General features: G+C 70.2%; 26 protein-coding genes and 2 pseudogenes. 11 read left to right on the top strand and 17 right to left on the bottom strand.

Annotated features, from left to right (window positions below):
• Positions 1-364: 364 nt before the first annotated feature.
• Complete coding sequence (locus ABD287_RS16260) at positions 365-874, top strand: alpha/beta fold hydrolase (protein ID WP_344173988.1); 510 nt, start codon at positions 365-367, stop codon at positions 872-874.
• A gap of 274 nt (positions 875-1,148) precedes the next feature.
• Here ABD287_RS16260 and ABD287_RS16255 read toward each other — a convergent pair whose 3' ends face one another.
• From ABD287_RS16255 to ABD287_RS16245, 3 genes and pseudogenes are all read right to left on the bottom strand, one after another.
• Positions 1,149-2,069, bottom strand: a complete 921-nt coding sequence (locus tag ABD287_RS16255) for a trypsin-like serine peptidase (protein WP_344173985.1) — start codon at positions 2,067-2,069, stop codon at positions 1,149-1,151.
• A gap of 125 nt (positions 2,070-2,194) precedes the next feature.
• A complete protein-coding gene (locus ABD287_RS16250; RefSeq protein ID WP_344173983.1) occupies positions 2,195-2,560 on the bottom strand; it encodes a hypothetical protein in 366 nt (121 codons plus the stop codon).
• 101 nt (positions 2,561-2,661) lie between these two features.
• A pseudogene (locus tag ABD287_RS16245) lies at positions 2,662-2,748 on the bottom strand (ion channel); the annotation flags it as partial.
• Between ABD287_RS16245 and ABD287_RS18605 the strand changes: the two are divergent.
• Positions 2,749-2,916, top strand: a pseudogene (locus ABD287_RS18605) (IS3-like element ISMysp3 family transposase); the annotation flags it as partial.
• Between the two features lie 409 nt (positions 2,917-3,325).
• Here ABD287_RS18605 and ABD287_RS16240 read toward each other — a convergent pair.
• Complete coding sequence (locus tag ABD287_RS16240; RefSeq protein WP_344173981.1) at positions 3,326-3,790, bottom strand: hypothetical protein; 465 nt, start codon at positions 3,788-3,790, stop codon at positions 3,326-3,328.
• Positions 3,791-4,234: 444 nt separating this feature from the next.
• On the opposite strand from ABD287_RS16240, the gene ABD287_RS16235 reads away from it, so the two are divergent.
• Both ABD287_RS16235 and ABD287_RS16230 read left to right on the top strand, forming a co-directional pair.
• Positions 4,235-4,609, top strand: a complete 375-nt coding sequence (locus ABD287_RS16235; protein ID WP_425565646.1) for a DUF485 domain-containing protein — start codon at positions 4,235-4,237, stop codon at positions 4,607-4,609.
• Entirely contained in the window at positions 4,606-6,276 is a 1,671-nt protein-coding gene (locus ABD287_RS16230; protein WP_425565645.1) for a solute symporter family protein, read from the top strand. Before ABD287_RS16235 ends, ABD287_RS16230 begins: the two co-directional genes overlap by 4 nt.
• Positions 6,277-6,358: 82 nt before the next feature.
• Here the strand turns inward: ABD287_RS16230 and ABD287_RS16225 are convergent, their stop codons facing one another.
• Together ABD287_RS16225 and ABD287_RS16220 are read right to left on the bottom strand one after the other, a co-directional pair.
• Positions 6,359-7,180, bottom strand: a complete 822-nt coding sequence (locus ABD287_RS16225) for an aldo/keto reductase (RefSeq protein WP_344173979.1) — start codon at positions 7,178-7,180, stop codon at positions 6,359-6,361.
• Between the two features lie 121 nt (positions 7,181-7,301).
• A complete protein-coding gene (locus ABD287_RS16220; RefSeq protein ID WP_344173977.1) occupies positions 7,302-8,357 on the bottom strand; it encodes a DUF5937 family protein in 1,056 nt (351 codons plus the stop codon).
• On the opposite strand from ABD287_RS16220, the gene ABD287_RS16215 reads away from it, so the two are divergent.
• Positions 8,269-9,024 carry a DUF4360 domain-containing protein gene (locus tag ABD287_RS16215; protein WP_344173975.1) on the top strand — a complete coding sequence of 252 codons (756 nt, stop codon included), beginning with the start codon at positions 8,269-8,271 and terminating at the stop codon, positions 9,022-9,024. The two genes, ABD287_RS16220 and ABD287_RS16215, sit on opposite strands and share 89 nt — an antisense overlap.
• Before the next feature lie 125 nt (positions 9,025-9,149).
• Here ABD287_RS16215 and ABD287_RS16210 read toward each other — a convergent pair whose 3' ends face one another.
• From ABD287_RS16210 to ABD287_RS16190, 5 genes are all read right to left on the bottom strand, one after another.
• Entirely contained in the window at positions 9,150-9,809 is a 660-nt protein-coding gene (locus tag ABD287_RS16210; RefSeq protein ID WP_344173973.1) for a hypothetical protein, read from the bottom strand.
• Entirely contained in the window at positions 9,809-10,990 is a 1,182-nt protein-coding gene (locus ABD287_RS16205; protein WP_344173971.1) for a response regulator, read from the bottom strand. The genes ABD287_RS16210 and ABD287_RS16205 overlap by 1 nt, the downstream gene beginning before the upstream one ends.
• Positions 10,991-11,161: 171 nt before the next feature.
• Positions 11,162-11,545 carry a response regulator transcription factor gene (locus ABD287_RS16200; protein ID WP_344173969.1) on the bottom strand — a complete coding sequence of 128 codons (384 nt, stop codon included), beginning with the start codon at positions 11,543-11,545 and terminating at the stop codon, positions 11,162-11,164.
• Positions 11,542-12,714 carry a response regulator gene (locus ABD287_RS16195; protein ID WP_344173966.1) on the bottom strand — a complete coding sequence of 391 codons (1,173 nt, stop codon included), beginning with the start codon at positions 12,712-12,714 and terminating at the stop codon, positions 11,542-11,544. The genes ABD287_RS16200 and ABD287_RS16195 overlap by 4 nt, the downstream gene beginning before the upstream one ends.
• Positions 12,711-14,717 (bottom strand): PAS domain-containing sensor histidine kinase, encoded by a 2,007-nt coding sequence (locus ABD287_RS16190; protein WP_344173963.1) that lies wholly within the window; start codon positions 14,715-14,717, stop codon positions 12,711-12,713. The genes ABD287_RS16195 and ABD287_RS16190 overlap by 4 nt, the downstream gene beginning before the upstream one ends.
• A gap of 656 nt (positions 14,718-15,373) precedes the next feature.
• Here ABD287_RS16190 and ABD287_RS16185 point away from each other — a divergent pair.
• Positions 15,374-15,700, top strand: coding sequence for a glyoxalase superfamily protein (locus ABD287_RS16185; RefSeq protein ID WP_344173961.1), 327 nt, complete (start codon positions 15,374-15,376; stop codon positions 15,698-15,700).
• Between the two features lie 74 nt (positions 15,701-15,774).
• Positions 15,775-16,101, top strand: a complete 327-nt coding sequence (locus ABD287_RS16180; RefSeq protein WP_344173995.1) for a YciI family protein — start codon at positions 15,775-15,777, stop codon at positions 16,099-16,101.
• Here ABD287_RS16180 and ABD287_RS16175 read toward each other — a convergent pair.
• Positions 16,058-16,279 carry a hypothetical protein gene (locus ABD287_RS16175; protein ID WP_344173959.1) on the bottom strand — a complete coding sequence of 74 codons (222 nt, stop codon included), beginning with the start codon at positions 16,277-16,279 and terminating at the stop codon, positions 16,058-16,060. The two genes, ABD287_RS16180 and ABD287_RS16175, sit on opposite strands and share 44 nt — an antisense overlap.
• 63 nt (positions 16,280-16,342) lie before the next feature.
• On the opposite strand from ABD287_RS16175, the gene ABD287_RS16170 reads away from it, so the two are divergent.
• Positions 16,343-17,344 (top strand): DMT family transporter, encoded by a 1,002-nt coding sequence (locus ABD287_RS16170; protein ID WP_344173957.1) that lies wholly within the window; start codon positions 16,343-16,345, stop codon positions 17,342-17,344.
• On the opposite strand, the gene ABD287_RS16165 is transcribed toward ABD287_RS16170, so the two are convergent.
• The 5 genes from ABD287_RS16165 to ABD287_RS16145 all read right to left on the bottom strand — a co-directional run bounded on the left by ABD287_RS16165 (position 17,313) and on the right by ABD287_RS16145 (position 20,696).
• Positions 17,313-18,278, bottom strand: coding sequence for a PLP-dependent cysteine synthase family protein (locus tag ABD287_RS16165; RefSeq protein ID WP_344173955.1), 966 nt, complete (start codon positions 18,276-18,278; stop codon positions 17,313-17,315). The two genes, ABD287_RS16170 and ABD287_RS16165, sit on opposite strands and share 32 nt — an antisense overlap.
• 34 nt (positions 18,279-18,312) lie before the next feature.
• On the bottom strand, positions 18,313-19,494 hold the full coding sequence (gene moeZ, locus ABD287_RS16160) for an adenylyltransferase/sulfurtransferase MoeZ (protein ID WP_344173953.1): 1,182 nt from the start codon (positions 19,492-19,494) through the stop codon (positions 18,313-18,315).
• 88 nt (positions 19,495-19,582) lie between these two features.
• Positions 19,583-19,858, bottom strand: coding sequence for a MoaD/ThiS family protein (locus tag ABD287_RS16155; RefSeq protein ID WP_344173951.1), 276 nt, complete (start codon positions 19,856-19,858; stop codon positions 19,583-19,585).
• 57 nt (positions 19,859-19,915) lie between these two features.
• Positions 19,916-20,383, bottom strand: coding sequence for a M67 family metallopeptidase (locus tag ABD287_RS16150; RefSeq protein WP_344173949.1), 468 nt, complete (start codon positions 20,381-20,383; stop codon positions 19,916-19,918).
• A gap of 136 nt (positions 20,384-20,519) precedes the next feature.
• The gene (locus ABD287_RS16145; protein WP_344173947.1) at positions 20,520-20,696 is read right to left on the bottom strand and encodes a hypothetical protein; all 177 of its coding nucleotides are present in this window, start codon (positions 20,694-20,696) and stop codon (positions 20,520-20,522) included.
• Positions 20,697-20,879: 183 nt separating this feature from the next.
• Here ABD287_RS16145 and ABD287_RS16140 point away from each other — a divergent pair, with 183 nt between their 5' ends.
• The 3 genes from ABD287_RS16140 (at position 20,880) to ABD287_RS16130 (ending at position 24,484) form a co-directional block, all read left to right on the top strand.
• Positions 20,880-21,326, top strand: a complete 447-nt coding sequence (locus ABD287_RS16140; protein WP_344173945.1) for a DUF4345 domain-containing protein — start codon at positions 20,880-20,882, stop codon at positions 21,324-21,326.
• A gap of 87 nt (positions 21,327-21,413) precedes the next feature.
• Positions 21,414-23,141: a DUF1800 domain-containing protein gene (locus ABD287_RS16135; RefSeq protein ID WP_344173943.1), complete on the top strand. Its 1,728-nt coding sequence runs from the start codon at positions 21,414-21,416 to the stop codon at positions 23,139-23,141.
• Positions 23,142-23,149: 8 nt separating this feature from the next.
• Positions 23,150-24,484 carry a DUF1501 domain-containing protein gene (locus ABD287_RS16130; RefSeq protein ID WP_344173941.1) on the top strand — a complete coding sequence of 445 codons (1,335 nt, stop codon included), beginning with the start codon at positions 23,150-23,152 and terminating at the stop codon, positions 24,482-24,484.
• Positions 24,485-24,564: the final 80 nt, after the last annotated feature.

Genomic DNA, 24,564 nt, shown 5'->3' with positions numbered 1-24,564 from the left:
TGGGGCAGGTCTGTGTCAGTCAGCAAGTAGCTGTCCACCGACCAGGGCTCGTTCGCCCCGTCACCACCCTCGTAGATGAACACCACGAAGTTCGCACCGATGCCCTCTTGGATCAGGCTCCGCTCATCGATTCCTGTGACCCGCATGAGGTAAGGGTAGGGTTGCTGGACCACGCCGCGCCGGAGCTGTGGCGTGACTGGACCGTGCGCCTCCATGGCGGCATGAGAATGTACCCCGGGGCGGGGGTGATGCTGGCCGGTACCGTGGCTGCGTGACTCAGATTCACGAGACAGAGCTTGCAACGGTCAGGGTGAACGGGACGACGCTCGGCTACCGTGCTGTCGGCGACCCGACGGCGGCGTCGATGGTGTTGCTGCACGGCCTCGGCGAAGATGAGCGTGGCTGGGGACCTGTCCTGCCAGCGCTTGCGGCCCGGCACCGCGTATACGCGCTCGACTTTCGTGGTCACGGCCGCAGCGCCCACCCTGGCGAGTACTCCTTCGAACTGATGCGCGACGACGTGATCGCGTTCCTGGAGACGATCGATGTCACGCGTTGTGTGCTCGTCGGTCACTCCATGGGCGGCACTGTGGCGATCCTCCTGGCCCAGAAGGCGCCCCACCTGCTCACACACCTCGTCTTGGAAGACGTGACCGCACCCAAGCAAGGCGCGCTGAGACGTCCGCCCCTTGAGCCGCCGGACACGCCCACACGCTTCGACTTCACCGCTGTCAACGCCATCCGCGCCCAGATCAACGATCCTGACCCGGCATGGTGGGACGGCTTGATCGATGTTGCGGTCCCGACTCTGATCATCGGCGGCGCGAACAGCGCTATCCCCCAACACCTGTCCGGTGAGGTCAGCGTCCGCTGAGGAATTCGTCATCTTGGTGAGATAACACCGCACGCAGAGACCCAGATCAGAGAGCTGGCCGACGACATCGGATTGAGAATCTGGACTTCCGGGGTTGAGGAGGATCGGTATTACGAGATCTTCCTCAACCCCGGTACGTCCCGCGCCGCCCGTTGGCCGAGGGCCTGGCGGGGACGTTCCGCTGGTACCGGAGTATCGAGCAGTGGTGGCGCGCTCAGACATGCGCGACGGGCCGTGGGGCGGGGTGGGTTGTCACCCCGCCCCACCCCACGGATCACGGGCGGCGTTTTGGCTTGGGCAACTGGCAACCCGCCACCGACAGATCTAGCTCGAAGGCGCTGTTGACGCAGGTGGTGAACCACCACGTCTGCTGGGCATAGCTGATGCCCTTCGGCGCGCTGGTGACCTTGCCCTGCTCGTCGACCTCACAGGGATTGTTCATCGCGCACGCCCTGGCGTCGCCGTCGTTGCCGGTGTTGTTGACGGCGACGACCTCGCCGCTGGCGTCGCCGAATACCGGCGAGCCGGACGAGCCGTGCGGCGTGTCGCACTCGGCGGTGTAGCGCACCGACTCCTTCCACGTCCACTGGTCCTCGCGGATGCGGTAGACCTGCTTGTCCATGCTGCATTTGTACCGCTTCTTCCAGTACCCGGACGAGACGGTGATCCGGTCTTGGGGCTTGGGGCCCTGCTCGGCGATGATGAAGGCGTCGATGCCGTACCTGGCCTTGATGTCCTGATAGGTCGTGGCGAGACGGAAGATCGCCGCGTCGGTGTCGGTCATCGTGTCGTACACGATCCGGTTGGCCCGCAGCGTCGCGGCGGTGCTGCCGTCAGCCTTGAGTAGTTTGACCGACCGGTTGGCGGACCGGTCCACGATGACCTGCCCGGCATTGGGGAAGCGCTGGCCGATGTCGGCGCCAGTGCAGTGCCCGTTGGTGAGCATGAGCGCGGCGTTGGTCATGGGTGCGTTGCGGAACTTGACCAGCGCGGCGGAGCACTCGCTCATGGCGATGATGCCGGCCAGATCGTCGACTCCGGGCTTCGCGGCGCCAGGCCCGGTAGGGGCAGGCGTGGTGACGGACGCGGTGCGGTTGTGCTCGCCAGCAGGCCCGGCGGCAACCGGTACTGCGGACAGGCTGAGGGTGGCGAGTGCGGCGCTGAGCAGCACGGATGCTGTGGCCGGTAGGCGCATGCGGAAACTCCTCGGTGGGGGGCGAGGCGGACGAGTCCATTTACTATGGTCGATGCAGGGGAGTGGTCACAATGGCTCCCGGCGTCGGCCTTCCCCCCACGGGCGACCAAACGGGACCCGCCCGGTCACCGGAGCCGGTAGATTGACACCTGGCCGGTGGCGAGGCGAAGCTCCGCCACCCTGGCAATGCCCGTCGGATCGTGTGGCCGGCGGATGTCCACGACCAGCCACCGCACGCCATAGCGCGCCCGTAGTCTGCCCACCGTGGCCACCGGCGGCGCCGTGAACGGGGCGTCGTTTGGCCGACAGCAGCGGTGGGTTCTAGCGCGGCACCTTGTTGGCACCGACGAGTTCGCCATCTCGTACCGGTTCGCCAGCGGCGTGTACGACCACCCTTCCAGCAGGACCCGGCGCTGGGTGAAGCCGGCCACCCAGAACTGTCGCGGGTCACCCTGCCCGACGGAGAAGCGGCAGTGGTTGTTGCTGGCCAACCGATCGTCCGGACCAGCATCGGCCGCCCACTCATACCCCGCCGACCCGAGAGCCGCCCGGCCGCTACCCCTTAACGGACGATCTCGTACCGATCAACCCCACTCACGAGCCGGCTCTCAGCGCTGACGGGGTAGCGGTCGCCGTAGCCGACCGTCGTGACCGTGGTGCTCGCCCACCAGAGAGCGTCGCCGACTCGCCCTTCCGGCGAGGGCCGCTACGCGCCCTCGCCGAAGTCGAGCACATCACCGCCGAATGGGTCGGCTGGTAGAACCACCACCGCCTCATGCAGCGCCACGGCCGCACCCCGCCTGCCGACGCAGAGGCCCGCTACTATGATCAGGCCCAATGCAATTGAGCATCGGGCCTGATCGATTTCTGCGACATTTGACAGCAACGCTGCCGCTTCCAGTCGCCGTACTGGGTTACTCCTCGCCGGGGGAGGCCCGCAGCGAGTCGGCGGCGCGGCGGGAGGCGCGTAAGCGGATTAAGTTGTTGGTGCCGCCATCGGGCACCGACGTCTCCGAAACCGGCGGTTCAGAAGCAATCTATGAGGTCGATTTCGACTCCTCGAACATGGTCGCGGCCTGGATCCGGATCTCCTCACGCCGGACCCGCGCCGCCGCGTTCAGGCCACCACCAGCCGGGTACCTCATACCCCCGGCCTACCGAAACCATCGAGATCGATCACAAGGCCACGCCGACGGATCTCAGCCTTTCAACCGCTGTAGCGCCGTACCCGACGGCCATGATCGGCGAGACAGAACCTAGCCCCGTCCACCGCCCTGCCCATCCGCGCGGAACCGCGCCGCCAGCGCGAGTGACCCCCGCGCCCGGGCCTGCGCCGCCAACACGGCCTGTGTGTTGCCGTCAGCACCGGCATCTGCCGCTCGCTTCTTGGCGTCCCCTTCAGCCTCGATGCCCGCATCGATGACCTGCAGAATTTCCGCATCGCTGAGCCCGCCGAGTGAGTTCTGCACGAGTTGGGCGGCCCTCCTGCGAGCCGTATCAACTTGCTCGTCGCTGAACTCAACCTGCTTGCCGGCATTCTTTCCGGCATTCTTGCCGGCGTTGGCGCCGCCGCCGGGAGCAGACACCTCAGCCGCGGACGACACGTTGGTCAGCGTGAGTATCCCGCCGAGCAGCGCGACCGCCCCGGCCAGAGCCACCACCCGCTTCCGGCGGCGCGCACCTCGTGCCATCTGTGATCGCCCGACGAAATAGCCACCCATGGTGTTCTCCCATCCCTCTACCCACCACCCCGGTCCATACCGGTGGGCAGGTACGCCTGTCATAACAGGAGGTACGCGCACCCGGCTGCATCGGATTACCACCATCGGCTACTGCCGATGGACAGGCGGCAGAACTGGCCAACCGTACGGACCGATTCCGACACGTTGATCTAGGTGAGCCGAGCCCGTGAGGTGTTTCGGCGTCGGCCAGGTTCCGCGCCTGTGCGTAGGCGTAGCGATGTGCGGCCCCGGACCAGACGAGGAAACCCGCCGTCGTCGCGCCCTTCGCGGCCGCCGCGACGCCCGTCCGGCACTAGTGTCTCCACAATGAATTTCCCCCCAGATCCCGCTGTCGCCCCAGCCGAGGGGCAGCCGGCAGCGGCCGCGCCGGAGCCCGGGACGGGCCGGCGGCCGGTGCCGCTGCCACGATCACGCGAAGGAGCCGTGGCGACCAATTCCGATATCGAGGTCCTGCGCCGTCGGTTCCGTCGGTTCGCGTTCCCGATGACCGTGGCGTTCCTCGTCTGGTACCTGCTTTACGTGCTGCTGTCGGCGTATGCCCGCGACCTCATGGGTGTCCGCGTGTTCGGCAACGTCAACGTCGCGCTTCTGCTGGGTATCGGCCAGTTCGCGTCGACGTTCGGCATCGCGGCCTGGTACGCCGCCTACGCCCGCCGTCGCCTCGACCCGCTCGCCGACCGCCTGCGCGCGGCCGACGCCGACCCGGACGACACCGGCGTCGTTGGCACCGCCGACCCCGCTGGCTGCGACGACGCCGGTACTGAGCTGTCCGCCACCCACGGGGAGGCCACCCGATGACCATCGCCCTGTTCCTCGCCTTCGTCGCCGTCACGCTCGCTATCACCGTCTGGGCGAGCCGGCAGACCCGCAGCGCAGCCGACTTCTACGCCGGCGGGCGGTCGTTCTCCCCGATGCAGAACGGCGTCGCCATCGGCGGCGACTACATGTCCGCCGCGAGCTTCCTGGGCATCGCCGGCCTGATCGCGCTGAACGGGTACGACGGATTCCTGTACTCGATCGGCTTCCTCGTCGCCTGGCTGGTGGCGCTGCTGCTGGTCGCGGAACTGATGCGCAACAGCGGCCGGTACACCATGGCCGACGTGCTGGCGGCCCGGCTCCGGGAGCGCCCCGTGCGCACCGCGGCCGGTGTGTCGACGGTCGTGGTGTCGACGTTCTACCTGGTCGCGCAGATGGTCGGCGCGGCCTCGGTGGTGTCGCTGCTGCTGGGCGTGACCGGCGACGCCGCGAAGGTCTGGGTGATCGCCGGGGTCGGCGCCCTCATGATCTTCTACGTCACCGTCGGCGGGATGAAAGGCACGACCTGGGTGCAGATCGTCAAGGCGGTGCTGCTGATGGCCGGCGCCGCGCTGATGACCGTCCTGGTGCTGGCCAAGTACCATTTCAACGTGTCCGAGCTGCTGGGCGCGGCCGCCGCGCAGTCGGGCAAGGGGCTGGCGTTCCTCGAACCGGGCCTCAAGTACGGCGCCACCGACGCGTGGAGCAAACTGGACCTGATCTCGCTCGGGCTGGCGTTGGTGCTCGGTACCGCCGGACTGCCGCACATCCTGATCCGCTTCTACACCGTGCCCAGCGCCCGCGCGGCCCGCCGCAGCGTCATCTGGGCGATCGGCATTATCGGGGCGTTCTACCTGATGACACTCGTGCTCGGGTTTGGCGCGGCGGCGCTGGTCGGCGGCGCGGCGATCAAGAAGTCGGACCCCAGCGGCAACACCGCCGCGACGCTGCTCGCCGAGACCCTCGGCGGCGGCGCGGGCACTACCGGCGGGGCGCTGATGCTGGCGTTCATCGCCGCGGTGGCGTTCGCGACGATCCTGGCGGTGGTCGCGGGGCTGACCCTGGCGGCGTCCTCGTCGGTGGCCCACGACCTGTATGCCAACGTGATCCGCAAGGGGCGCTCCGACGAGCGCGGGGAGATGCGGGTGGCGCGGCTCGCCGCCGTCGTCATCGGCGGGCTGTCGATCGGGCTGTCGGCGTTCGCCCGCGACCTGAACGTGGCGTTCCTGGTGGCGCTCGCGTTCGCCATCGCGGCGTCGGCGAACCTGCCGGTGATCCTGTTCACGCTGTTCTGGCGGCGGTTCACCACCCGCGGCGCGGTGTGGGGCATCGTCGGCGGGCTGGTAACCGCCGTCGGCGTGGTCCTGCTGAGCCCGATCTGCTGGGGCGGGGCGTCGGCGACCAAGCCGGCCGTGACCCTGACGGCGAAGCAGGCGGCGACGTGTGGCGTGGACGCGGGCGCCAGGTCGGTCGGCAATCCGACGGCGCTGTTCAGTTGCACCGCCGTGGCGCCGGTCCCGCTGGAGAACCCGGGCCTGGTGTCCATTCCGGCCGGGTTCGCGTTCGCGGCGCTCGGGGCGCTGACCAGCCGGCGCCGCCGGGACGCCGAGGAGGATGCCGCGTTCACCGCGCTGGAGCACCGTGCGCTCACCGGAGTCGGGGCGCACTGAATCGGTCACCGGGTGGGGGTGCGCACCGTCACCCCCGCCCGGTGTGACGCCGCCGCGCGTCAAAACCCGGCGCTGCTTCGATTCAGGCCGCCGCCGGTTGCGCGCACTGCTTGTTCGGCGGGTGCTGATCGTCGAGCAGGGTCAGGTGCACTGGGTCGAGGTGGAGCACCGAGGCGCCCAGGTTGTCGGCCAGGTGTTCGGGGCGGCTCGTTCCGGGGATCGGCGCCAGCGCCGGTGATCGGTGGAGCAGCCAGGCCAGGGCTACCCGGGTGGTTGAGCAGTTGTACTGGGCCGCGACTTCGGCCAGGACGGGGGCGTCCGTGTCGGAGATCTCCAGGGGCCGCCAGGGCAGGAACGTGATGCCCCGCTGGGCGCACCAGTCGAGCACGGCGTCGTCGCGGTGGGAGATGGAGTACTTGTTCTGTACAGCGGCGATCGGGGTGATCGCGCAGGCGCGCTCCAACTCCTCGACTGTCACCTGGGACAGGCCGACTTCGCGGGCCAACCCCTGGTCGCGCAGCTCGGCGAGGGTCCCGACCTGGTCTTCCAGTGGCACGGCCGGATCCAGTCGGTGCAGTTGGAGGAGGTCGAGCGTGTCGACTCGCAGCCGGCGCAGGCTGAGCTGGGCCTGCTGGCGTAGGTACTCCGGCCGCCCCAGCGGCACCCACTGGCCCGGACCTGGCCGACACTGGCCGACCTTGGTCGCGATCAGCAGCTCCGGCGGGTACGGGGCCAGGATGTCGGCGATGAACTCCTCGTTGGCGCCCAGGGCGTAGCTGTCAGCGGTGTCGATCAGCTGGACGCCACCGGCCACGGCCGCGCGCAGGGTCCGCTCCGCGAGGCGTCGGGCTGGTGGCGGCTGCCACGGCATCCCGCCGGTGAGTATGCGTGCTGTCGATGTCATGGCGGTCCCTTCCGAGGGCGCCGGAACGGGCGTCCCGGGTTGCCAGGAGCGTCGCTGGCGCCGTGGCGCCGCCGCCATGGATTCGCGCCACGGTGAATCATCATGCTGATTGCCGCGCCGGTTAGGGATCTGGCTGTCGGGAGCACCAGGCGTGGGCCAGAGGGGTGCGGGCGTAGGCGACGGTCCGTCCGATGCGATGGGCGGTGACCAGGCCGGAGCGGCGCAGCCGGTGCAGGTGGGCCGAGACACCGGCCGGCGCGAGCCCGCTTATCCGGGCGAGGGCCGTGGTGGTTAGCGGCTCGTCGAGTAGCGACAGCAGATGGGCGCGGGTTCTCCCGAGACTCGCCGCCAGGTCGACGCCGCCCGGTGTGCCTTCCCACAGCGTTCCGACAGCACGGGCCGGATACCGCAGCACCGGCGCCCAGGGCTCCGCGGCCTTGACATGGACGCGGGGCCAGCCGAATGCGGTCGGGACCAGCACCAGGCCGCGCCCGGCCAGTCGGTGGGTATCGCCGAAGGCGGGCAGGTCGACCCGCAGTTGGCCGTCGGACCAGACGACGTCCTGGTGCAGTGCGGCGAAGACTCCGGCCGGGCCGCCGTCGGCGATCTGGCGGGCTCGATGGACGACGTCGTGCTCCAGCAGCCCACGCAGCCGCGGCCAGTGCGGTTCCAACGCGGCTTGCCAGTAGCCGTGAAGCGCGTCGGCAAGCGTCGGCAGGTGGGCGGCCGGGTCCTCGTACAGCGCGTCCAGGGCCAGGGGTCGGGCGGCGCCGAACACCCGCTCAAGGTCCTGTCGTACCAGCTCTGGTGGCGTATGCCGCACCGAGTCAATCTCGGCGGCCGGTTCGACCACCGGTGAGCGCGGCGCTGGGGCGAGGAAGCCGGGGGTGCGACGCCGGGCGCCGCAGGCGAGGGTGCGCAGGACCGGCGCGGTCGCCGCGGCACTTCGGTGCCGACGGACCCATGGCAGGTGAACGGCGTGCCCGCCGGGGTCGGCGGCCACCCGGATACTGGCAACCAGCTCCCACAGCGGCGAGACGGCGAAGCGGATCGTCGCGACGTCGGTGGCGCCAAAGGTCAGCGTCAGCATGAGGCGGCGCCAGCGACGCTCCTGGCAACCCGGGACGCCCGTTCCGGCGCCCTCGGAAGGGACCGCCATGACATCGACAGCACGCATAGGCGAACGACACGTAACGCGGCCGGGCCGCGGCGTCAATGTCCGCACCCGCCGTTTGCCGGTCGTTCTGGCAGCAGTCGCGACGGCTGTCGCGGGCCTCGCGGCACCTGCCGCGGCCGCCCCACTACCGGTGGATCCGTTGATCAAGTTGGTGAGTTTCGCAGGTAACGGTTGTCCGGCCCACCAAACAGAGACCGCTCCAGGACCAGGACAGGATCTGCGGTCCCAGCTCGATCTCCTATTCAAAGGATTCGAGGTGGTCAAGAACGCTGGCGACCGCCCGAACCGGCTGGTTGCCGAGTGCGCGGTCAAGTTCAAGATCATTTCGCCCGACGGTCGCGGCTACGCGCTGAGGGGCTTTGACCTCAAGGCAACTCCGATGATCAGTGAGCCTGGCTCCAAAGCGGTCGCCCAACTGACCTACAGCGTCGGTGGCACCGTTCTGGCCAGCTCTACAACCAACATCACCAAGCCCGACCACCTTGCCTCGTCCCGCGCGGTGCTTGACCTCACGCCCGCCGAAGCACGATGCGGTGACGTGACCATCGAAGCCAAGGCAAGAGTCACCCTAACCGCAACGACCACGACACAAATGGAACTTCTCACCGCACACACAATGGGCCTGCAAACCAACGAAGGAGGCGTCAACGCCGTCCCGTGTCCGTAGCTACTACGACCGGATGGGCGCCGCCTGCGAATCGGCGGCGCCCCTCCGCCGGCACCTGCCCGGCAGCGGCGGCGTGGAACCGGAGAGCTCTGGGCGGGCATGGGTGAGGTGGGCGGCGTTCATGCCTACCGGTCGGACTCATCGCCGCGATCGGCGCAGATCTCCTCGAACAGGTCTCGGGGGGACCGCTTGCCGGTCACCTCGGCGAGGTCCACCCGGCGCGGCGACGTGGGCTCCAGGGAGAGGCTGACAAGCAGGTCGACCCCATCCTCAGTGGGAATGGTGAGCTCCACCGCGCTGATCCGGTCGTCGGTAATGGTGACCCTGCCGCTGCCGGCCCTGCCGGTCAGAACACTGCTGAGATCGCTGGCGCGCATCGCTGAGGCCAGGTGAGCCGGTGCCTGGGCGATGGCGAGAGTGCCGTCGATCGTGCAGTTCACGGTGGCCGGATCCGCCTGCTCCTGGATGTCGCGAGCGCCGTACAGCCAGGTCAGGGCGCCCGCCTCGACGCCCAGCAGGCCGTCTACCGGGACGCCGTCGGTGTCGCCCTCGACCAGGTCGATGTCGAGGTACAGGCGGTTCTGGAGCAGGAAGGAGAAGATCGCGCCGTTGGGGTCTTCCGCGGTCGGCGCTTCGGTGACGGCGGCCGCGGTCTCGCTGGCCAGGTCGACGTAGCCGTGGCTGCGAATGACCGGGCCGCCGGGGTCGGTAGTCGCATTCGTCGAGTGGAAGCGGTAGTGGGCGGACTCGAAGGTCTTGTCCAACACCGCGCGTATGTCAAGCATCAGATGTGAACCCCTGATTGAACCTCTACTACTGGCTCGGCGGGCTTCTCATCCCCTGAATCGGTGATGAGGATCCGGCCCTTCAGCCCCTGCGTTGTCTCGTAGTTGTGCACACGCAGTAGCAGCCGCTCCGTCACCACTTGGCCGCGCGAGACGAGTAACACGTCACGAGCGCTGTACAGCTCGTCTGCGAGTTCATGACCCACCCGCAGGTCGTCGATGCCAATGTCTCGCACGGTCTCGTTGGGTATCCGCATGCCGGTCACCTGGGCGAACGCCCGCACGGTCTTGGCGTCATGGATCTTCCGGAATGACAGGGTTGCCAGGGCCAGGTCTGGCGGCATACCGCGCCACACCAGCGCGTCGTACTCCCGGACTGCCTGCAGGAGCCGTGCCCCCTCCGGGGCGTCGGCGGCCAGTGGGGTGAACGGTGTGCGGTCGGTGGGCAACTGGTGTCGGATGATCTTCCGCACCGCCTCCAGCCGGGGAATCTTCGCCAGCACGCTGTCGGCGAGCTTCGGCAGGCTGGCCAGCATGGCCGCCTCCGCCGGTGTGCCTGGGGCGGTACCGGCATCCAGCGAGGCCAGCGCCGATGGTGGCAGCGTGATGGCTCCGATCTCGCCGATCTGTGCCGCCATCTCGACCTGCCAGCTGTCGACGACTCCCAACGCTGAGCACAGCCGCTCGGCGAGGCGCCGTAGCCGGCCGGCGCGGCTGAACAGCGCCGGCTGGGCCATGCCGAGGGTGTCCATGAGCGCGTCTACGCAGCCTTTGAGAGTCGCTTGCAGTAGCTCACGTTCGGCTATCACCAGCCGGTGTTGCTCGGCTGCCGCCCCGACCACACTCCGTAGTTCCGGCCCGGGGCACGGCTTGACGAGGAAGCGGAAGACGCTGCCTTCGTTGATCGCAGCCAGCGCGCTCTCGGTGTCGGCATGGCCAGTCAACAGCACCCGGGTGGTCTCCGGCGCCACCTGGCGGGCCCGGGCGAGCACCTCCACGCCGGAAAGGCCCGGCATCCGCATGTCGGATACGAGCACCGCGAACGGCTCGGCGGCCAGCAGGGCGAGGGCCTCCTCCTGGCCGGTGGTCACCGTAGCGTCGTAGTGGCCACGCAGGTTGCGGCGCAGGCCGTCCAGAACGAATGCCTCGTCGTCGAGGCACAGCACGCGTGGCTGTGTCATGGCAACCTCCAGGTCCAGCGTCGGCGTTCCGTATGCGTGCTTGTCGATCTGCCCCTCTTGGCGCGGGTTCCGCACTACCGTTCTATTGTGGCAAATCGCGCGTGGGTGGTTCGCCTGAACATATGTGAAGGCATCACGGTCGGCGACCGGTCAGGGAAGTATCTCCCGCCACTACTGTTCGTTTTCGGCCCACCAAGCACCTACCAGGCTATTGACCAGCTTGGTCACCTCATCTGGGGTGAACGGCTTGGTCAGGCAGTAGTCCACGCCGTCTGGCCATGCCCGGGCGGCGCCGTTCAATGGTGTCGCGGCGGTCAGCATGAGCACCGGCACGGGGTCCCCGTCGCGGTCGCGGACGGTCCGGAGGACAGCGTGGCCGTCCAGGAGTGGCATGTCCGCGTCGAGCACCACGAAGTCGGGATGGACGGCCTCGAACGTACGCAGGCCGGCGAGCCCGTCGCCCGCCGTCTGAACGCTGTACCCCTGGTGTTGCAGGGCGTCGGTCAGCAGCTGGCACGTTCCGGGGTCGTCATCGATAACCAGGATCACGGTCACGAGCGCCGCTCCCGCCCCGAGCGCGATTCCCGCCCAGCGGTCCAGCCCTCGGCCCGGGCCGCTGCGTCGTCCGCCGCCCGTAACCAGTCGGTGGGGGCGTTGGCGAGCTGCGGGTGTGCCAGCAGCGAGGCCAGCTCCGCGTCGTGCGCGTCGTCGTCCGGATCGCGGGCGTCGGTCTGCTGCACCAGCAGGTACGCCGCGCGTACGGCCGCCGCCACGCCTAGCCCAGACGCGTCGGGAGTGTGCTCGCGGTCACGTTGGGCCACCGCAGCCACCACCGGCGTCGGCAGGCCCCACAGCCGTAGCAGCTCAACGCCCACGGCCCTGGTGGAGACATCCGGATCCCCGGCGGGCTGCCGGGCGAACCGGCCGACGTCCTGGAGGAGCGCCGCCGCATGCGCGTAGGGGCGGTTGCCCGGCGACGCGATCAGGGCCACCAGATCAGCGGTGGCCACGGCCTGCCGTACCGTCTCCGCCAGGCGCGGGGTGGGGCCCGGCCACAGCAGTTCTCCGGTGTCGGCCAGGCTTCGGATGGTCGGCGAGCCGACAGCGGCCACCGCGTTGCCCAACGAAGTGACCCGCGTTCGCGAGCTGAAGAACGGCGAGGCCGCCAGCTGGAACAACTTCGCGGCCAGCCCAACGTTGTGAGCCACCGCGTACGCCGCGCTGGCGAGATCGCCATCGGGCCTGCCTAGCAGCTTCCTCACCTGTTCCAGATGCTCCGGCGGGGTGGGCAGCGAGCGGACGGCGCCGGCCGCCCGTCGCACACGCTGGCCCTCGTCACCGACCTCAGCGGTACGGGACGGGCGGGCAGTGAGCTCGGTGATCACGCCAGCCACCTGCTCGACGTCTGCTGGCTTGTTGAGGAACCGGTGCCCCGCGATCGCGACTCGAATCGCGGCGGCCGGCTCAGTGTGCCCGGAAAGCACCACCCGGGCCACCTCCGGATGATTTTGGCTGATCCTGGTGAGCAGCTCGGCGCCGTCCATCCCCGGCATCCGCATGTCGGACAGCACGATGTCGTGCGGCGTGGCGGCCAGCATTTCGAGGGCCTGGGCGCCGCTGGTAGCGAACGCCATCTCCCACCTGTGCCGGTACGCGCGCAGCGACCGGCGCAGCCCGTCGAGGATGCGCGGCTCGTCGTCGACGAAAAGCACTCGCGTTGTCACGACCGCACTCCCGTCCGGCCGCCGACAGGCAGCTGGATCACGATCTCGGTGCCCTCGCCGGGCGCCGAGCGCACCGAGATCGCACCGCCGTGCTTGTCGACCACCGATCGCGCCAGCGCCAGTCCCTGGCCGGTTCCCTTGCCCACCTCCTTGGTGGTGAAGAACGGCTCGAAGATCAACTCATGCAGCTCCGGCGGGATGCCGCAACCGTCGTCGGCGATGGTCACCACGGCCGTTCCGTCCACCAGCCGGGTCGCCACCCGGACCTGCCCGCGGCCATCCCGGCCCCGCATGGCGTCGGCGGCGTTGACCAACAGGTTGAGGAATACCTGGTTCAGGTCGCCGATGTGGCACAGCACCTCGGGCAGGTCACCGAGGTCGACATGCACGTCGGCCACATACTTCACCTCGTTGCGGGCGACGGTGAGCGTCGTCTCCAGCGCCTTGTTGATGTCGGCGTACGCAGGATGGCCGTCATCCTTGTAGCTGAACGACTTCATAGCCCGTACCAGAGATGCCACCCGGTCGATGCCTTCCAGGCTCTGCGCGACCGCGATCGGCACCTCGTCGGTGAGGTACTCGATGTCGGCCTCCTCCTCGGCTTCGGCGGCGTGGCGAAGCCGGTCCTCCCACGGCACCGGCGCCGCGCCCTCCACCGCGTCGCCGGTGATGCCAAGGCACTTGCGGTACACCGTCAGCAGGTCCAGCATCTGCTGGTAGGAGGTGGCCAAGAACCGGGTGTTGTCACCGACGAACTGGATCGGCGTATTGATCTCGTGGGCGATGCCGGCCGAAAGCCGACCCAGTGACTCCAGCTTCTGGTCATGCCGGGACTCGATCTCCTGCCGCTGCCGCTCCTGCTCCGCTGTCACGTCCCGGAACACGATCACCTGACCACCGACCTTCGCGCCCAGCCGCAGCGGGGCGACCGAGTACGAGATGGCGACAGTGACGCCGTCGGGCTGCACGATCGTCGTGGCGCCGGTCTGCGTGCCGTCGACCGCGGCTCCCACCGCACAATCCTCACTGGCGCCGGAGAGGGTCCGGATGGCCTGCGACACCGGCAGGCCGCACAACTCCTCCCGCGAGCGGCCCAGGATCTGCGCCGCCGCCGGATTGACCGACAGGACTGTGCCGTGCTCGTCTACCGTGCACAGCCCTTCGGCCATATGGTCCACGACCACGGACCGGAACTGCTCCGCCTCGACCCGCGCGGTGATGTCCACGACCGCCATCGCGACGCCGATTACCAGCCCGTCGTCGGTCAACGGGTAGAAGTTGGCCAGCCAGGAGTGGACGACGTCCGGGGCGGCGGGGCTCACCCAGGTGACCTCGACGCCCAGCGCGGGACGTCCCTCCGACAGCACACGGCGGCAGAGCGGGCCAACCGTCGGCCAGAGCCTGTCGGCGACCTCGGTGAGCGGGCGGCCGACAAGCTCGGCGGCGACCTCGCTGCCCATCATGGCGGCCAGCGTGGCGTTGACCTGGACGATGCGCAGATCCCAGTCAGTGAACCCGATTCCCACCGGCGCTGCGGACAGCAGCATCTCAAGCCGAGCCAACGCATGCGCGGTCTCTTGCTGCGCGCGGCGCAGCCCGGCCTCAAGCTCCTTCTGCTCGTGGATATCGGTGGCGGTGGCGACCCACCGAACCATCCGCCCCTCAGCGTCGTGGAGGGGCAGGTTCCGGAAGCGGTGCCAGCGGTACTGGCCGTCGGCACGCCGCAACCGGCAGTCGATGCTGTACTCGGCGCCGTTCCGGCTCGCCGTCAGCCACGCCCGCGAGACGTCCGTGACGTCATCAGGGTGCACCGCCGCGACCCAGTCGTCGGCAGGGTCGACTTCGCCGGTGCTTCCGCCGTACTCCAGCGCCCACCGGTTGACGTACAGCGTTCGGCCGTCCCGCCCGGCCACCCACACGATGTGTGGGACAGAATCGGCGACCAACCGCAGGTCCTCGTCGGCGAGGGTGTACTCCGTCCGGGTATTGGCGCTGGTGGGCATAAGTGTCCTCCGGGGGTCCCGTCGCGCTGTCGTCCTGCCGGCCCATCGGTTCACCAGGCGCTGACCTGAGACCTCGGCGCGGTGGCCACGATCCTGTGATGTTGGCGTTCAGGGCGCCATCCCGGGACGAAGTTGGCGGACGCTCAGCTGCGCCGCGGCGCAGCGGCGGCCTGGCGATGCGGTCTGAGCCAGGACCGGCCGACGAAGCGTGTCCAGCCGTCGGGTAGCTGGACGTCTTCTCCGGCGCCAAGTCGCAGGCCGAGGTTCATGACCCGGTCGTAGCCGGGGCCATGTCCATCATCGTGGTAGCTGCTGCCACCGACTCAAAGGCGGCGTCGATCTGCGCCCGGATGTCGCCCATCCTCACCATCGGCACGACGACACCGCTCCGCCGACCGCAGCGGTGTCCCACCCGATTCTGCCGACAGCGTTCGGCGCTCTGGCGGCGGCTTCACGGGCGTGGCACGCGCTCCGCGGTCGGCGGGCGCCGTTGTCCTGCCATCAGCTCTTCGCAGCGCACCTGGTACCAGGCCTCCCTTGTGGCGGCGGGCAGTGGGAGGCCGCCCGGTACGGGACAGTCTCGAGCGAGGCGGTTGTCGCCAGCATCGGGGAGATCCCTACCCCCGCCACGGCTGTCGGTCTGCCACGATGACGGGATGGATGAGAACCTCACGCCCATCCTTCGCGCGGAGGATGCTCGAACGTCTGCCGCCTGGTACGGACGGCTCGGTTTCGTCTGGCAGTGGGAACATCGGTTCGAGCCGGGCTTCCCGTTGTTCCTGTGCGTCTCGCGTGGGTCGATGCAGATTTTCTTGTCCGAGCATCGCGGCGACGCTCGACCCGACACGCTTCTTTATCTCTATGTCACGGATCTGGAGGCGGTGGCGACCGAGTTCAGGGCGCCCATCGAGGAAGCCCCATGGGGGCGGGAGGTCCACCTGAAAGATCCGGACGGTAACCGCCTGCGTGTTGCGGCGATCTGAGTGGCGGTCGTGGAGCCGCCTCGAAGAGGGAGCATGTGACGACCCGGTACTTGATCTCGTTCATCGACGGCGCGATGGACCACATCCCCGACGAGGACTGGGCCGACGTGGGCGAGGCGTCGCACGCGGTTGTCCGGGAGGCCCACCTCGCCGGGGTCTGGGTGTTCGGCGCCGGGCTCGAACGGCAGCGGGCGAGCGTCGTGGCCCCGGACGGGACGGTCACCGACGGCCCCTACCCGGAGACCAGGGAGGTCATCGGCGGGTTCTCGATCGTCGACGTGGCCTCACGCGAGGAGGCGCTGGCTTGGGCCGCGAAGATTGCCGTGGCTTGCCGCTGCACACAGGAGGTGCGGGAGCTCATGCCAGACGCTGAGCAGGACGCGATGCTCCGGTCAGGCTGACTTGCGGCACGCCGTTGCGATCGAAGCCGTCGACCGTAGCCAGCGACGGCCGGGCGAGGTCGGCGCCCACGCCCGGCACGGACAGGCAGCCTTTGGGCTCGGTGGTGATGCCGGCGAACGTTGGCGCCGCGGTGAGGGTGGGGTTCAGGATGTGCCCGACGAACCGACGATGCAGCACGGCGCTCCGTGGGACGCCTGGACGCGTCGCAAGCTCGCGTGCGCGCTGGCTAGGCTGTCCCGGATGACGACGCCAGGACCGGGCCCGAGCCGGACCGGTCCCGGAAGCGGGCCGGTTCCCATCGCCGGGCCGGCGGCAGCCGGACGGCCCGGGCTTAGCCTGCCTGGCCTGAGTCTGCCCGGCCTGGTGGACCTCATTGGTCTCGCGTTGGTGTGGGGCTCCGGTTTCCTGGCGATCAAGTTGGCCCTGCGCGGGTTCAATCCGGTGCAGATCGTCTTCGTCCGGCTGCTGCTCGGCGCCCTCGTGCTGACACCGCTGGTGTTCGCGCGCGGGCTGAGCCTGCCACGCGAGCGTGGCGTCTGGGGGCATCTGTTCGTCGCGGCGTTGGTCGCCAACGCGATCCCGTACGTGTTGTTCGGCATCGGCGAGCAGACCATCGGCTCGAACACTGCCGGGGTGATCAACGCGACCACCCCGCTGTGGACCCTGGCGCTGGCCTTCCTCGCGGGCGTCGATCGTCAGGTGACGGTGTGGAAGGCGGCGGGGTTCGGCGTGGGTTTCGTCGGAGTTGTGGTGATGTTCGCCCCGTGGCAGTCCGCCGGCGAGTTCGCCAGCTGGGGTGGCCTGGCCATCGTCGGGGCGGCGCTCTGCTACGGCGTCAGCTACGTCTACATGGGTCGGTATCTGACCGGTCGCGGCATCCCGCCGATGGTCCTGGCGGCCAGCCAGCTCATCGCCGGCTCGGCGCTGCTGGGGCTGGCGATGCCGGTCGCCGGGATGGACCCGCCCCGGTGGCGGGCGGACGCCGTGGTGAGCCTGCTTATTCTCGGCGTCGTCGGCACGGGCCTGGCGTACCTGCTCAACTACCGTCTCATCGAAGCCGACGGCCCGGCAGTCGCGTCGACAGTCACCTATCTGCTGCCGCTGGTGGCCGCCGCGCTGGGCTGGTTCGTGCTCGGCGAGACCCTCACGGCGTCCGCGATGATCGGCGTCGGCCTGGTCCTCGGCGGGGTGGCGCTGGCCCGCCGAGGACCTACGCCCAGACCTGCCCGGCCAGCAAGGTGACGGCGTCGTCGGCGTCGCCGGTGTAGGCGCCAGTCGACAGGTACTTCCACCCGCCGTCGGCCACCAGGAAGACGATGTCGGCGGCCCTGCCGTCCCGCGCCGCCTGCCGGGCCAGGACCGCGGCCACCTGCGCCGCCGCCCCGGATGACAGCCCGACGAACAACCCCTCGCCTCGCAGCAGCTCCCGGGCGCGCCGGACGGCGTCCTCGGCGCCGACGCTGAACCGTCGGCTGAGCACCGACGCGTCGTACAGCTCCGGCACGTAGCCTTCGTCGATGTTGCGTAGGCCGTACACCAGCTCCCCGTACCGGGGCTCGGCGGCGACGATCTGCACGCCCGGCTGGTGTTCACGCAGGTAGCGGCCCACCCCCATGAGGGTGCCGGTGGTGCCCAGGCCCGCGACGAAGTGGGTCACCGTCGGCAGGTCGCGGAGCACCTCCGGGCCGGTCCCCTCGTAGTGGGCGCGGGCGTTGGCCTCGTTGCCGTACTGGAACAGCAGGACCCATTCGGGATTCTCAGCCGCCATCGCACGGGCTTTGGCGACCGCCCCGTTGGAGCCGCCAGCCGCCGGGGAGAACTCGATCTGCGCGCCGTAGGCGGTCAGCAGCGACACCCGCTCAGGAGAGACGTTCTCGGGCATGACGCAGATCAGCCGGTAGCCGCGCACCGCGGCGATCATCGCCAGGGCGATGCCGGTGTTCCCGCTGGTCGGCTCCAGCAGCGTCGCGCCGGGCTTGAGCCGGCCGTCGTCCTCGGCGGCGGCGACCATGGCCAGCGCCGCCCGGTCCTTGACGCTGCCGGTCGGGTTGCGGTCCTCCAGCTTCGCCCACACCCGCACCTCGGGGGCCCCGGGCGCCGTCTGCGGGGCCAGCGAGCGCAGCCGCACCAGCGGGGTATCGCCGCTGGCGTCGAGCGGATTGTCGTAGCGCGCCATGTCGTCAGCTCTCGGTGGGGGTGGCCGGTGCGGATCAGTAGGTCGGCAGGCTGGGATCGACGTCGCGCACCCAGGCCAGGACGCCGCCGTGGACGTGGACGGCGTCGCGGAACCCGGCAGCGTGCAGCGCCGCCAGCGCCTCGGCGGACCGGACGCCCGACTTGCAGTGCAGGACGAGCTGCCGGTCCTGCGGCAGCCCCGCCAGAGCGGCCCCGGAGACGATGTCCCCCTTGGGAACAAGCTGACTGCCGGGGATCCGGACGATGTCGTACTCGGCCGGCTCCCGCACGTCGATGAGCAGGAAGTCCTTGCCGGCGTCGCGCCACTCGCGCAGCTCGACGGCGGTGATGGTCGCGGTGGCCGTGGCGTCGGCCGCCTCGGCGGAGAGGGCGCCACAGAAGTCGTCGTAGTCGGCCAGCAGGTCCGTCTGGGTGGCGTCGGGGCCGCACAGGTCGCAGGCCGGGTCCTTGCGGACCCTGATCTTGCGGTAACTCATCTCCAGCGCGTCGTACACCATGAGCGAGCCGACCAGCGGCTCGCCGATCCCGGTCAGCAGTTTGATCGCCTCGGTGACCTGGATCGACCCGATCGACGCGCACAACACGCCGAGCACCCCGCCCTCGGCGCACGAGGGGACCATGCCGGGCGGCGGGGGCTCGGGATACAGGCAGCGGTAGCAGGGGCCGTGCTCCGCCCAGAACACCGAAGCCTGCCCGTCGAACCGGTAGATCGAACCCCACACGTACGGCTTACCGAGCAGCACCGCCGCGTCATTGACCAGGTACCGGGTGGCGAAGTTGTCGGTGCCGTCGACGATGAGGTCGTACTGGGCGAAGATCTCCCGGACATTCTCCCGATCCAAAGCGACCGGGTGAAGGACCACCTCGACGTGCGGGTTGATCTCCCTGATCGACGCGGCGGCGGACTCGGCCTTCGGACGTCCGATGTCCGACTGGCCGTGGATGATCTGCCGTTGCAGGTTCGACTCGTCGACCGTGTCGAACTCCACGATCCCGAGCGTGCCCACGCCCGCGGCGGCCAGGTACATAAGCGCGGGCGAACCCAGTCCGCCGGCGCCCACGCAGAGCACCCGGGCGGCTTTCAGCCGGCGCTGACCCTCTACCCGCACATCCGGAATGATCAGGTGCCGGGAGTAGCGGCGGACCTCGTCGATGGACAGTTCGGCGGTCGGCTCGACCAGCGGTGGCAGTGACACGTCAGACCTCACGAATCATTGGGACGGCAGCGGGTCATGGGCGGAGCGGGTCATCGACGGCGGGTCCAGTTGGGGCGGCAGCGGCCGGTCAGCCGCCGGCGACCGCGGGCAGGATCGTCACCGTGTCGCCGTCGCCGACCGGCGTGTCGAGCTGGCCGGTGAAGCGCACGTCCTCGTCGTTGACGTAGACGTTGACGAATCGGTGCAGCGCGCCCTCGGCGTCAAGGAGCCGGCCGGACAGGCCAGGGTGCCGGCCGTCGAGGTCGGCCAGCAGGCCGGCCAACGTCGAGCCGACCCCGTGGACGGTCTTCTCGCCCCCGGTGACCGGGCGCAGGATGGTCGGAATAGTGACGGTGACGCTCATCTGTCGCTCCTTCGTAGATCTTGCCAACGCGCTCGGGGTCGGTGCAGGCGTTCGGGGTCACGGCAGGCGTTCGGGACGCGGGGCGCCGAACGTCTCCACCGCGACGTAGCGGCCCCGCTCCGGCACGAACCGGAACAGCCTGGCGCCGCGCGCCCCGTCGGCGGTGGCGTCGACGACCAGGTGGTCGACCGGGTACACAGGCTGACCGTCGAGAACGGCGAACCGGGCGTCCTCGTCGCTGAAGTACGCGCCCACGTCCGGGTGGGAGTGGTAGACGACCAGCACCGGGTCGTCCCCGTCGAAGGAGTCAGCCAGCTCCTGGAGCGCGCCGAGGTCGAACGCGTATCCGGTGGCGGTGGTGCGGTCGCCGGCGTCGTCCCGCCGCCCGTGCCACTGGTCACGGATGTTGCGGCAGCGCCGGGCCCCGCTGACGCGGACGAAGCCGCAGCACTCGGACGGGTAGGCGTCCAGGGCGTGGTCGAAGATCTCGGCAAGTTGCTCGGGCGTTGGCGCTGAGCTGGGCATGGCGTCCTCGGGGCTGGGTCCGCGACCGCGTCGCGGAGGTCCGGTCAGGTCGCGGCCGCCGGGCGGCGGGGCTGACCAGCCGCCGGAGCGAAGGCGCGCTCACGCGTCGCGTCCGGTAACGGATCCCGGCGGCGGTTCAGGAAGCCGGACAGATGGCGCTGCGAAAGCGCCCGAGGTCGATGTGCCGGCGGCTGACCAGCCGAACGCCCCCATCGTGCGGCCCGACGAGGGCCGGCCCGGCGAGAACGTGGCCGGCGGGGCCGCAGCCGTCAGCGAGCCGGGAGGCCCGGGCGGCGGTCGTCGGCGCGGTCACGGGCTCGATGGTGCCAGAGGATCGCGCCCGGCGCCAGGCAGCGGGCAACGTGCGTGCCACCCGGCGCCAATGTCCGCGGATGTCGCGGCGCCTCCCGCGGAGTTCGGGACAGCGCCGGGAGCCCGCCGGTGACAGGATGCCGGCAGACGGCCGGGCCCCGCGGCCGGTCACGGAGGGAGTCCAATGAGCGTCACAGACCCGGCGGACCGTCGGCCGACCGCGACGCCGGGCAGCGGGCGCTCCGGTGGCAGGTCGCGGATCGGCCTGCAAATCACGTTGGGGGCGCTGGCCTGCATTCCGCTCGTCACCGGTCTGATGGACCTGCTTCTGGGGGTAGGTGTTCTTCCGGGGCGGCCGACGGCCGACGCGAACATCGAGAGCAACTACCGTTACTTCGCCACGTTCTGGCTGGCAGCTGGACTGCTCATCGTGTGGATCATCCCGAGGGTCGAGCGCGCTACCTGGCCGTTGCGGGCCCTGTGCGCGACTGTCTTCGTCGGTGGGCTCGCCCGGCTGCTGGCCATGGCGGTCCACGGGCAGCCCCACCTGCTATTCCAGGCGGCGACCGTTCTGGAGCTGACGGCGCCGCCGGTACTGGTGTGGTGGCAGTCCCAGCAGCCCCGGCAGTAGGCCGCACCGGGTGCAGACCGGTTGCGGGTGGGTGGCGCCCGCCGCCAGAACATCAGGACACCCCCCGCGCCGGTCGATCAATGGGCAATGACCAAGCACAGCACGTCCCGCCGCAACGTCCTCACCGGCGCGGCCGCCGCCGGGCTCGGCGTCCTCGGCGCCACCCGACTGCTGGGCCGGCCCGTGACCGGCGCCCCCGCCGGCGGCGCGGCGATGAACGGCGCGGCCGGCGTCGCCGCCCTGACCCCCAGCGCCGCGCCGCTGACTCCCAGCGCGACGCCTTTGACTCCCAGCGCGGCGCCGGCCGGCACAGCGGCGGCCGCCGGACTGCCCACGGCCAGCGCGAACACCACCGGAACGACGCTCGCGTCAGGCCTCGTCGACGCCGACCCCCTGACCCACCTGCTGCGCCGCGCCACCTACGGCGCCACCCCCGAATCCCTCACCGAGGTCCGGACCCTGGGCGCCGCCGCCTGGATCGAGCGCCAACTCGACCCCGCCGCCATCGCCGACCCGGTCTGCGACGACCTGCTCACCCGCCTGCCCATGGCCCGCATGACGATCACCCAGGTCCGTGGCGAGGTCACCGCCGGGCGGATGGTCAAGTACGGGTGGGAGGCGATGTACCAGGTCGGCTACGCGGCCGTCGCCCGCGCCGCCTGGAGCCGACGACAGCTCTTCGAGGTCATGGTCGACTTCTGGTCGAACCACCTCAACGTCACCTGCCCGTTCGACCAGGGCTGGGACAACCGGCCCGACTACGACCGCGCCGTCATCCGCCCGCACACCCTGGGCCGATTCGCGGACATGCTCAAGGCCAGCGCCAAACATCCGGCGATGCTCAACTACCTGGACAACCGCTCGTCCACCAAGACCCGGCCGAACGAGAACTACGCCCGCGAGCTGATGGAGCTGCACACCGTCGGCCTCATCCACACCGAGGACGATGTGCAGAACGCCGCCCGGCTCCTCACCGGACTCACCACCGACACCAACAACGGGCTGTACCGGTACTCGTCCACCAGCCACGCGGTCGGGGCGGTGAAGGTGCTCGGCTTCAGCCACGCCAACAGCACCGCCGGCGGCGGCGAGGCCGCCGCGATGGCCATGCTCGATCACCTCGCGTCGCACCCGGCGACAGCTGCCCGCCTCGCCCGCAAACTGTGCGTGCGGTTCGTCGCCGACGACCCGCCGCAACCGCTTGTCGACCGGCTCGCGGCCGTGTACCTGGCGAACGGGACGGCGATCAAGCCGGTGCTGCGGGAGCTGTTCAGATCCGCCGAGTTCGCCGCCGCCGCCGGGGGCAAGGTCCGGACCCCGTACGAAGGCGTCATCGCGACCATCCGCGCCCTCGGGCTGGCCCCCGAGCAGAAGACCGTCAGCAACCCGGGCTGGCACGGGCTGCGCTCGCTGTACTGGATGGTCGACTCCCTCGGTCAGGCGCCCATGGCCTGGCACCCGCCAAACGGCTACCCCGATGTCGCGGCCGCCTGGGCGTCACCGGCCGGACTCCTGGGCCGATGGAACGAGAACCTCAACCTCGCCGCCGGCTGGTGGCCCAAACAGCTCACCCGCCCCGCGTCGATGCTGGCGCACCTGGCCGGGCCGCTGCCGGCCACCTACGGCGGGCTGGTCGACGCCTTGACCCGCCGGCTGCTCGGCGTGGTCGTCGCCGAACGACACCGGACGGCGCTCGCCGCCTTCTACGGCAAAACCCCCGGCAGCGCCCTGCGCGCCACCGACGCCGCCGCGACCTGGGCGTTCCCGTACCTGGTCGCGCTCATCCTCGATTCCCCCTACTTCCAGGCCAGGTGACCCTCACGATGACCACACCCTGCGGCTGCCCCGAACACGAGCGGGCCACCGGAATGACCCGACGCGGCCTGCTCGGCCGCGCCCTGGCCGTCGGCGCCGCCGGCGCGTTCGGCGGGCTGGCCGCCGACACCCTGTCCACCTCGCTGGCCTTCGCCGACTCTGGCTACCAGGGCGACGTCCTGGTCGTGCTGTCGCTGCGCGGCGGCTTTGACGGGCTCAACGTCGTCGTCCCGCACGGCGACCCGAACTACTACCTGGCCCGCCCGCAGATCGGCGTGCCCAGGTCGATGCTGCTCGGCGCGGACGTCATGTTCGGCCTGCACCCGGCGATGGCGCCGTTGCTGCCGTTCTGGCAGGCAGGCACGCTCGGCGCCGTCCACGCCGTCGGACAGCCGAACCCCACCCGGTCCCACTTCCAGGCGATGGAGGAGATGGAACGGGCCGCCGCCGGCACCTCGCTGCGGACCGGATGGCTCGACCGGATGCTCGGCGTGAACGGCGCCACCAGCCCGTTCAACGGCGTCGCCGTCGGCTCGGCGATGACGCCGCGGGCGTTCGCCGGGCCCACCCCCGACCTCAGTGTCCGGTCCCTCGACGACTTCGCGCTGTCCGGCGAGGCTGCGGGGCGCCCGATGGCGGCCACCCTGCGGGCCCTCTACGACGACGCCCCGCCCGCGATGGCGACCCCCGCCGCCGCCGTCGACTCCGCCCTGGCCACCACCGCCGCGCTGCGCTCCGCCGGCTACACCCCGGCCAACGGCGCCGTCTACCCCGACAGCGAGCTGGGCGCCGCGCTGCGCGACGTCGCCCGGCTCGTCAAGGCCAAGGTCGGGCTGATGGCCGCCACAGTGGACTTTGGCGACTGGGACTTCCACGAGAACATCGGCACGCCCGTCAAGGGGCAGCGTCTCCACGACCACCTGGCCGACGTGGCGGCGGCGCTCGCCGCGTTCGCCGCCGATCTCGGGCCGACCGGGCTGGCCGGGGTGACCCTGCTGACCCTCAGCGAGTTCGGCAGACGGGTCGCCGAGAACGGCTCGCGGGGCGCCGACCACGGGCACGGCAACGCGATGCTGTTGCTCGGCGGCGGCGTCCGGGGCGGCCGGGTGCACGGCCGCTGGCCGGGACTGGCGCCAGCCCAACTCGTCGGCGGCGACCTGGCCGGGACCACCGACTACCGGGCGGTTATCGCCGAGATCCTGCAACGACGGTGCGGGCTCGGTGACATCAACGCGGTCTTTCCGGGCGTCACAGCGGCCGGACTGGGGCTGGTCACCCCGCTGTCGGGCCGGGCCGGCGTCGGTCCGACGATGAGCACCACCCTGCCCACCCCCACCGGGTGACCGGCGACACGCCGGGCCGGGCCCTCCCACCTGAGCCGATGCCCCTGGTTTGGCCGCCTGCTGACGTCGCCGCCGGGATC

The organism is Pilimelia columellifera subsp. columellifera, from assembly GCF_039532605.1.
In the GTDB taxonomy this organism is placed as follows: Bacteria; Actinomycetota; Actinomycetes; order Mycobacteriales; family Micromonosporaceae; genus Pilimelia; species Pilimelia columellifera.
The sequence above is the reverse complement of the archived record's forward strand: the minus strand, read 5'-3'. Positions and strand labels throughout refer to the sequence as shown.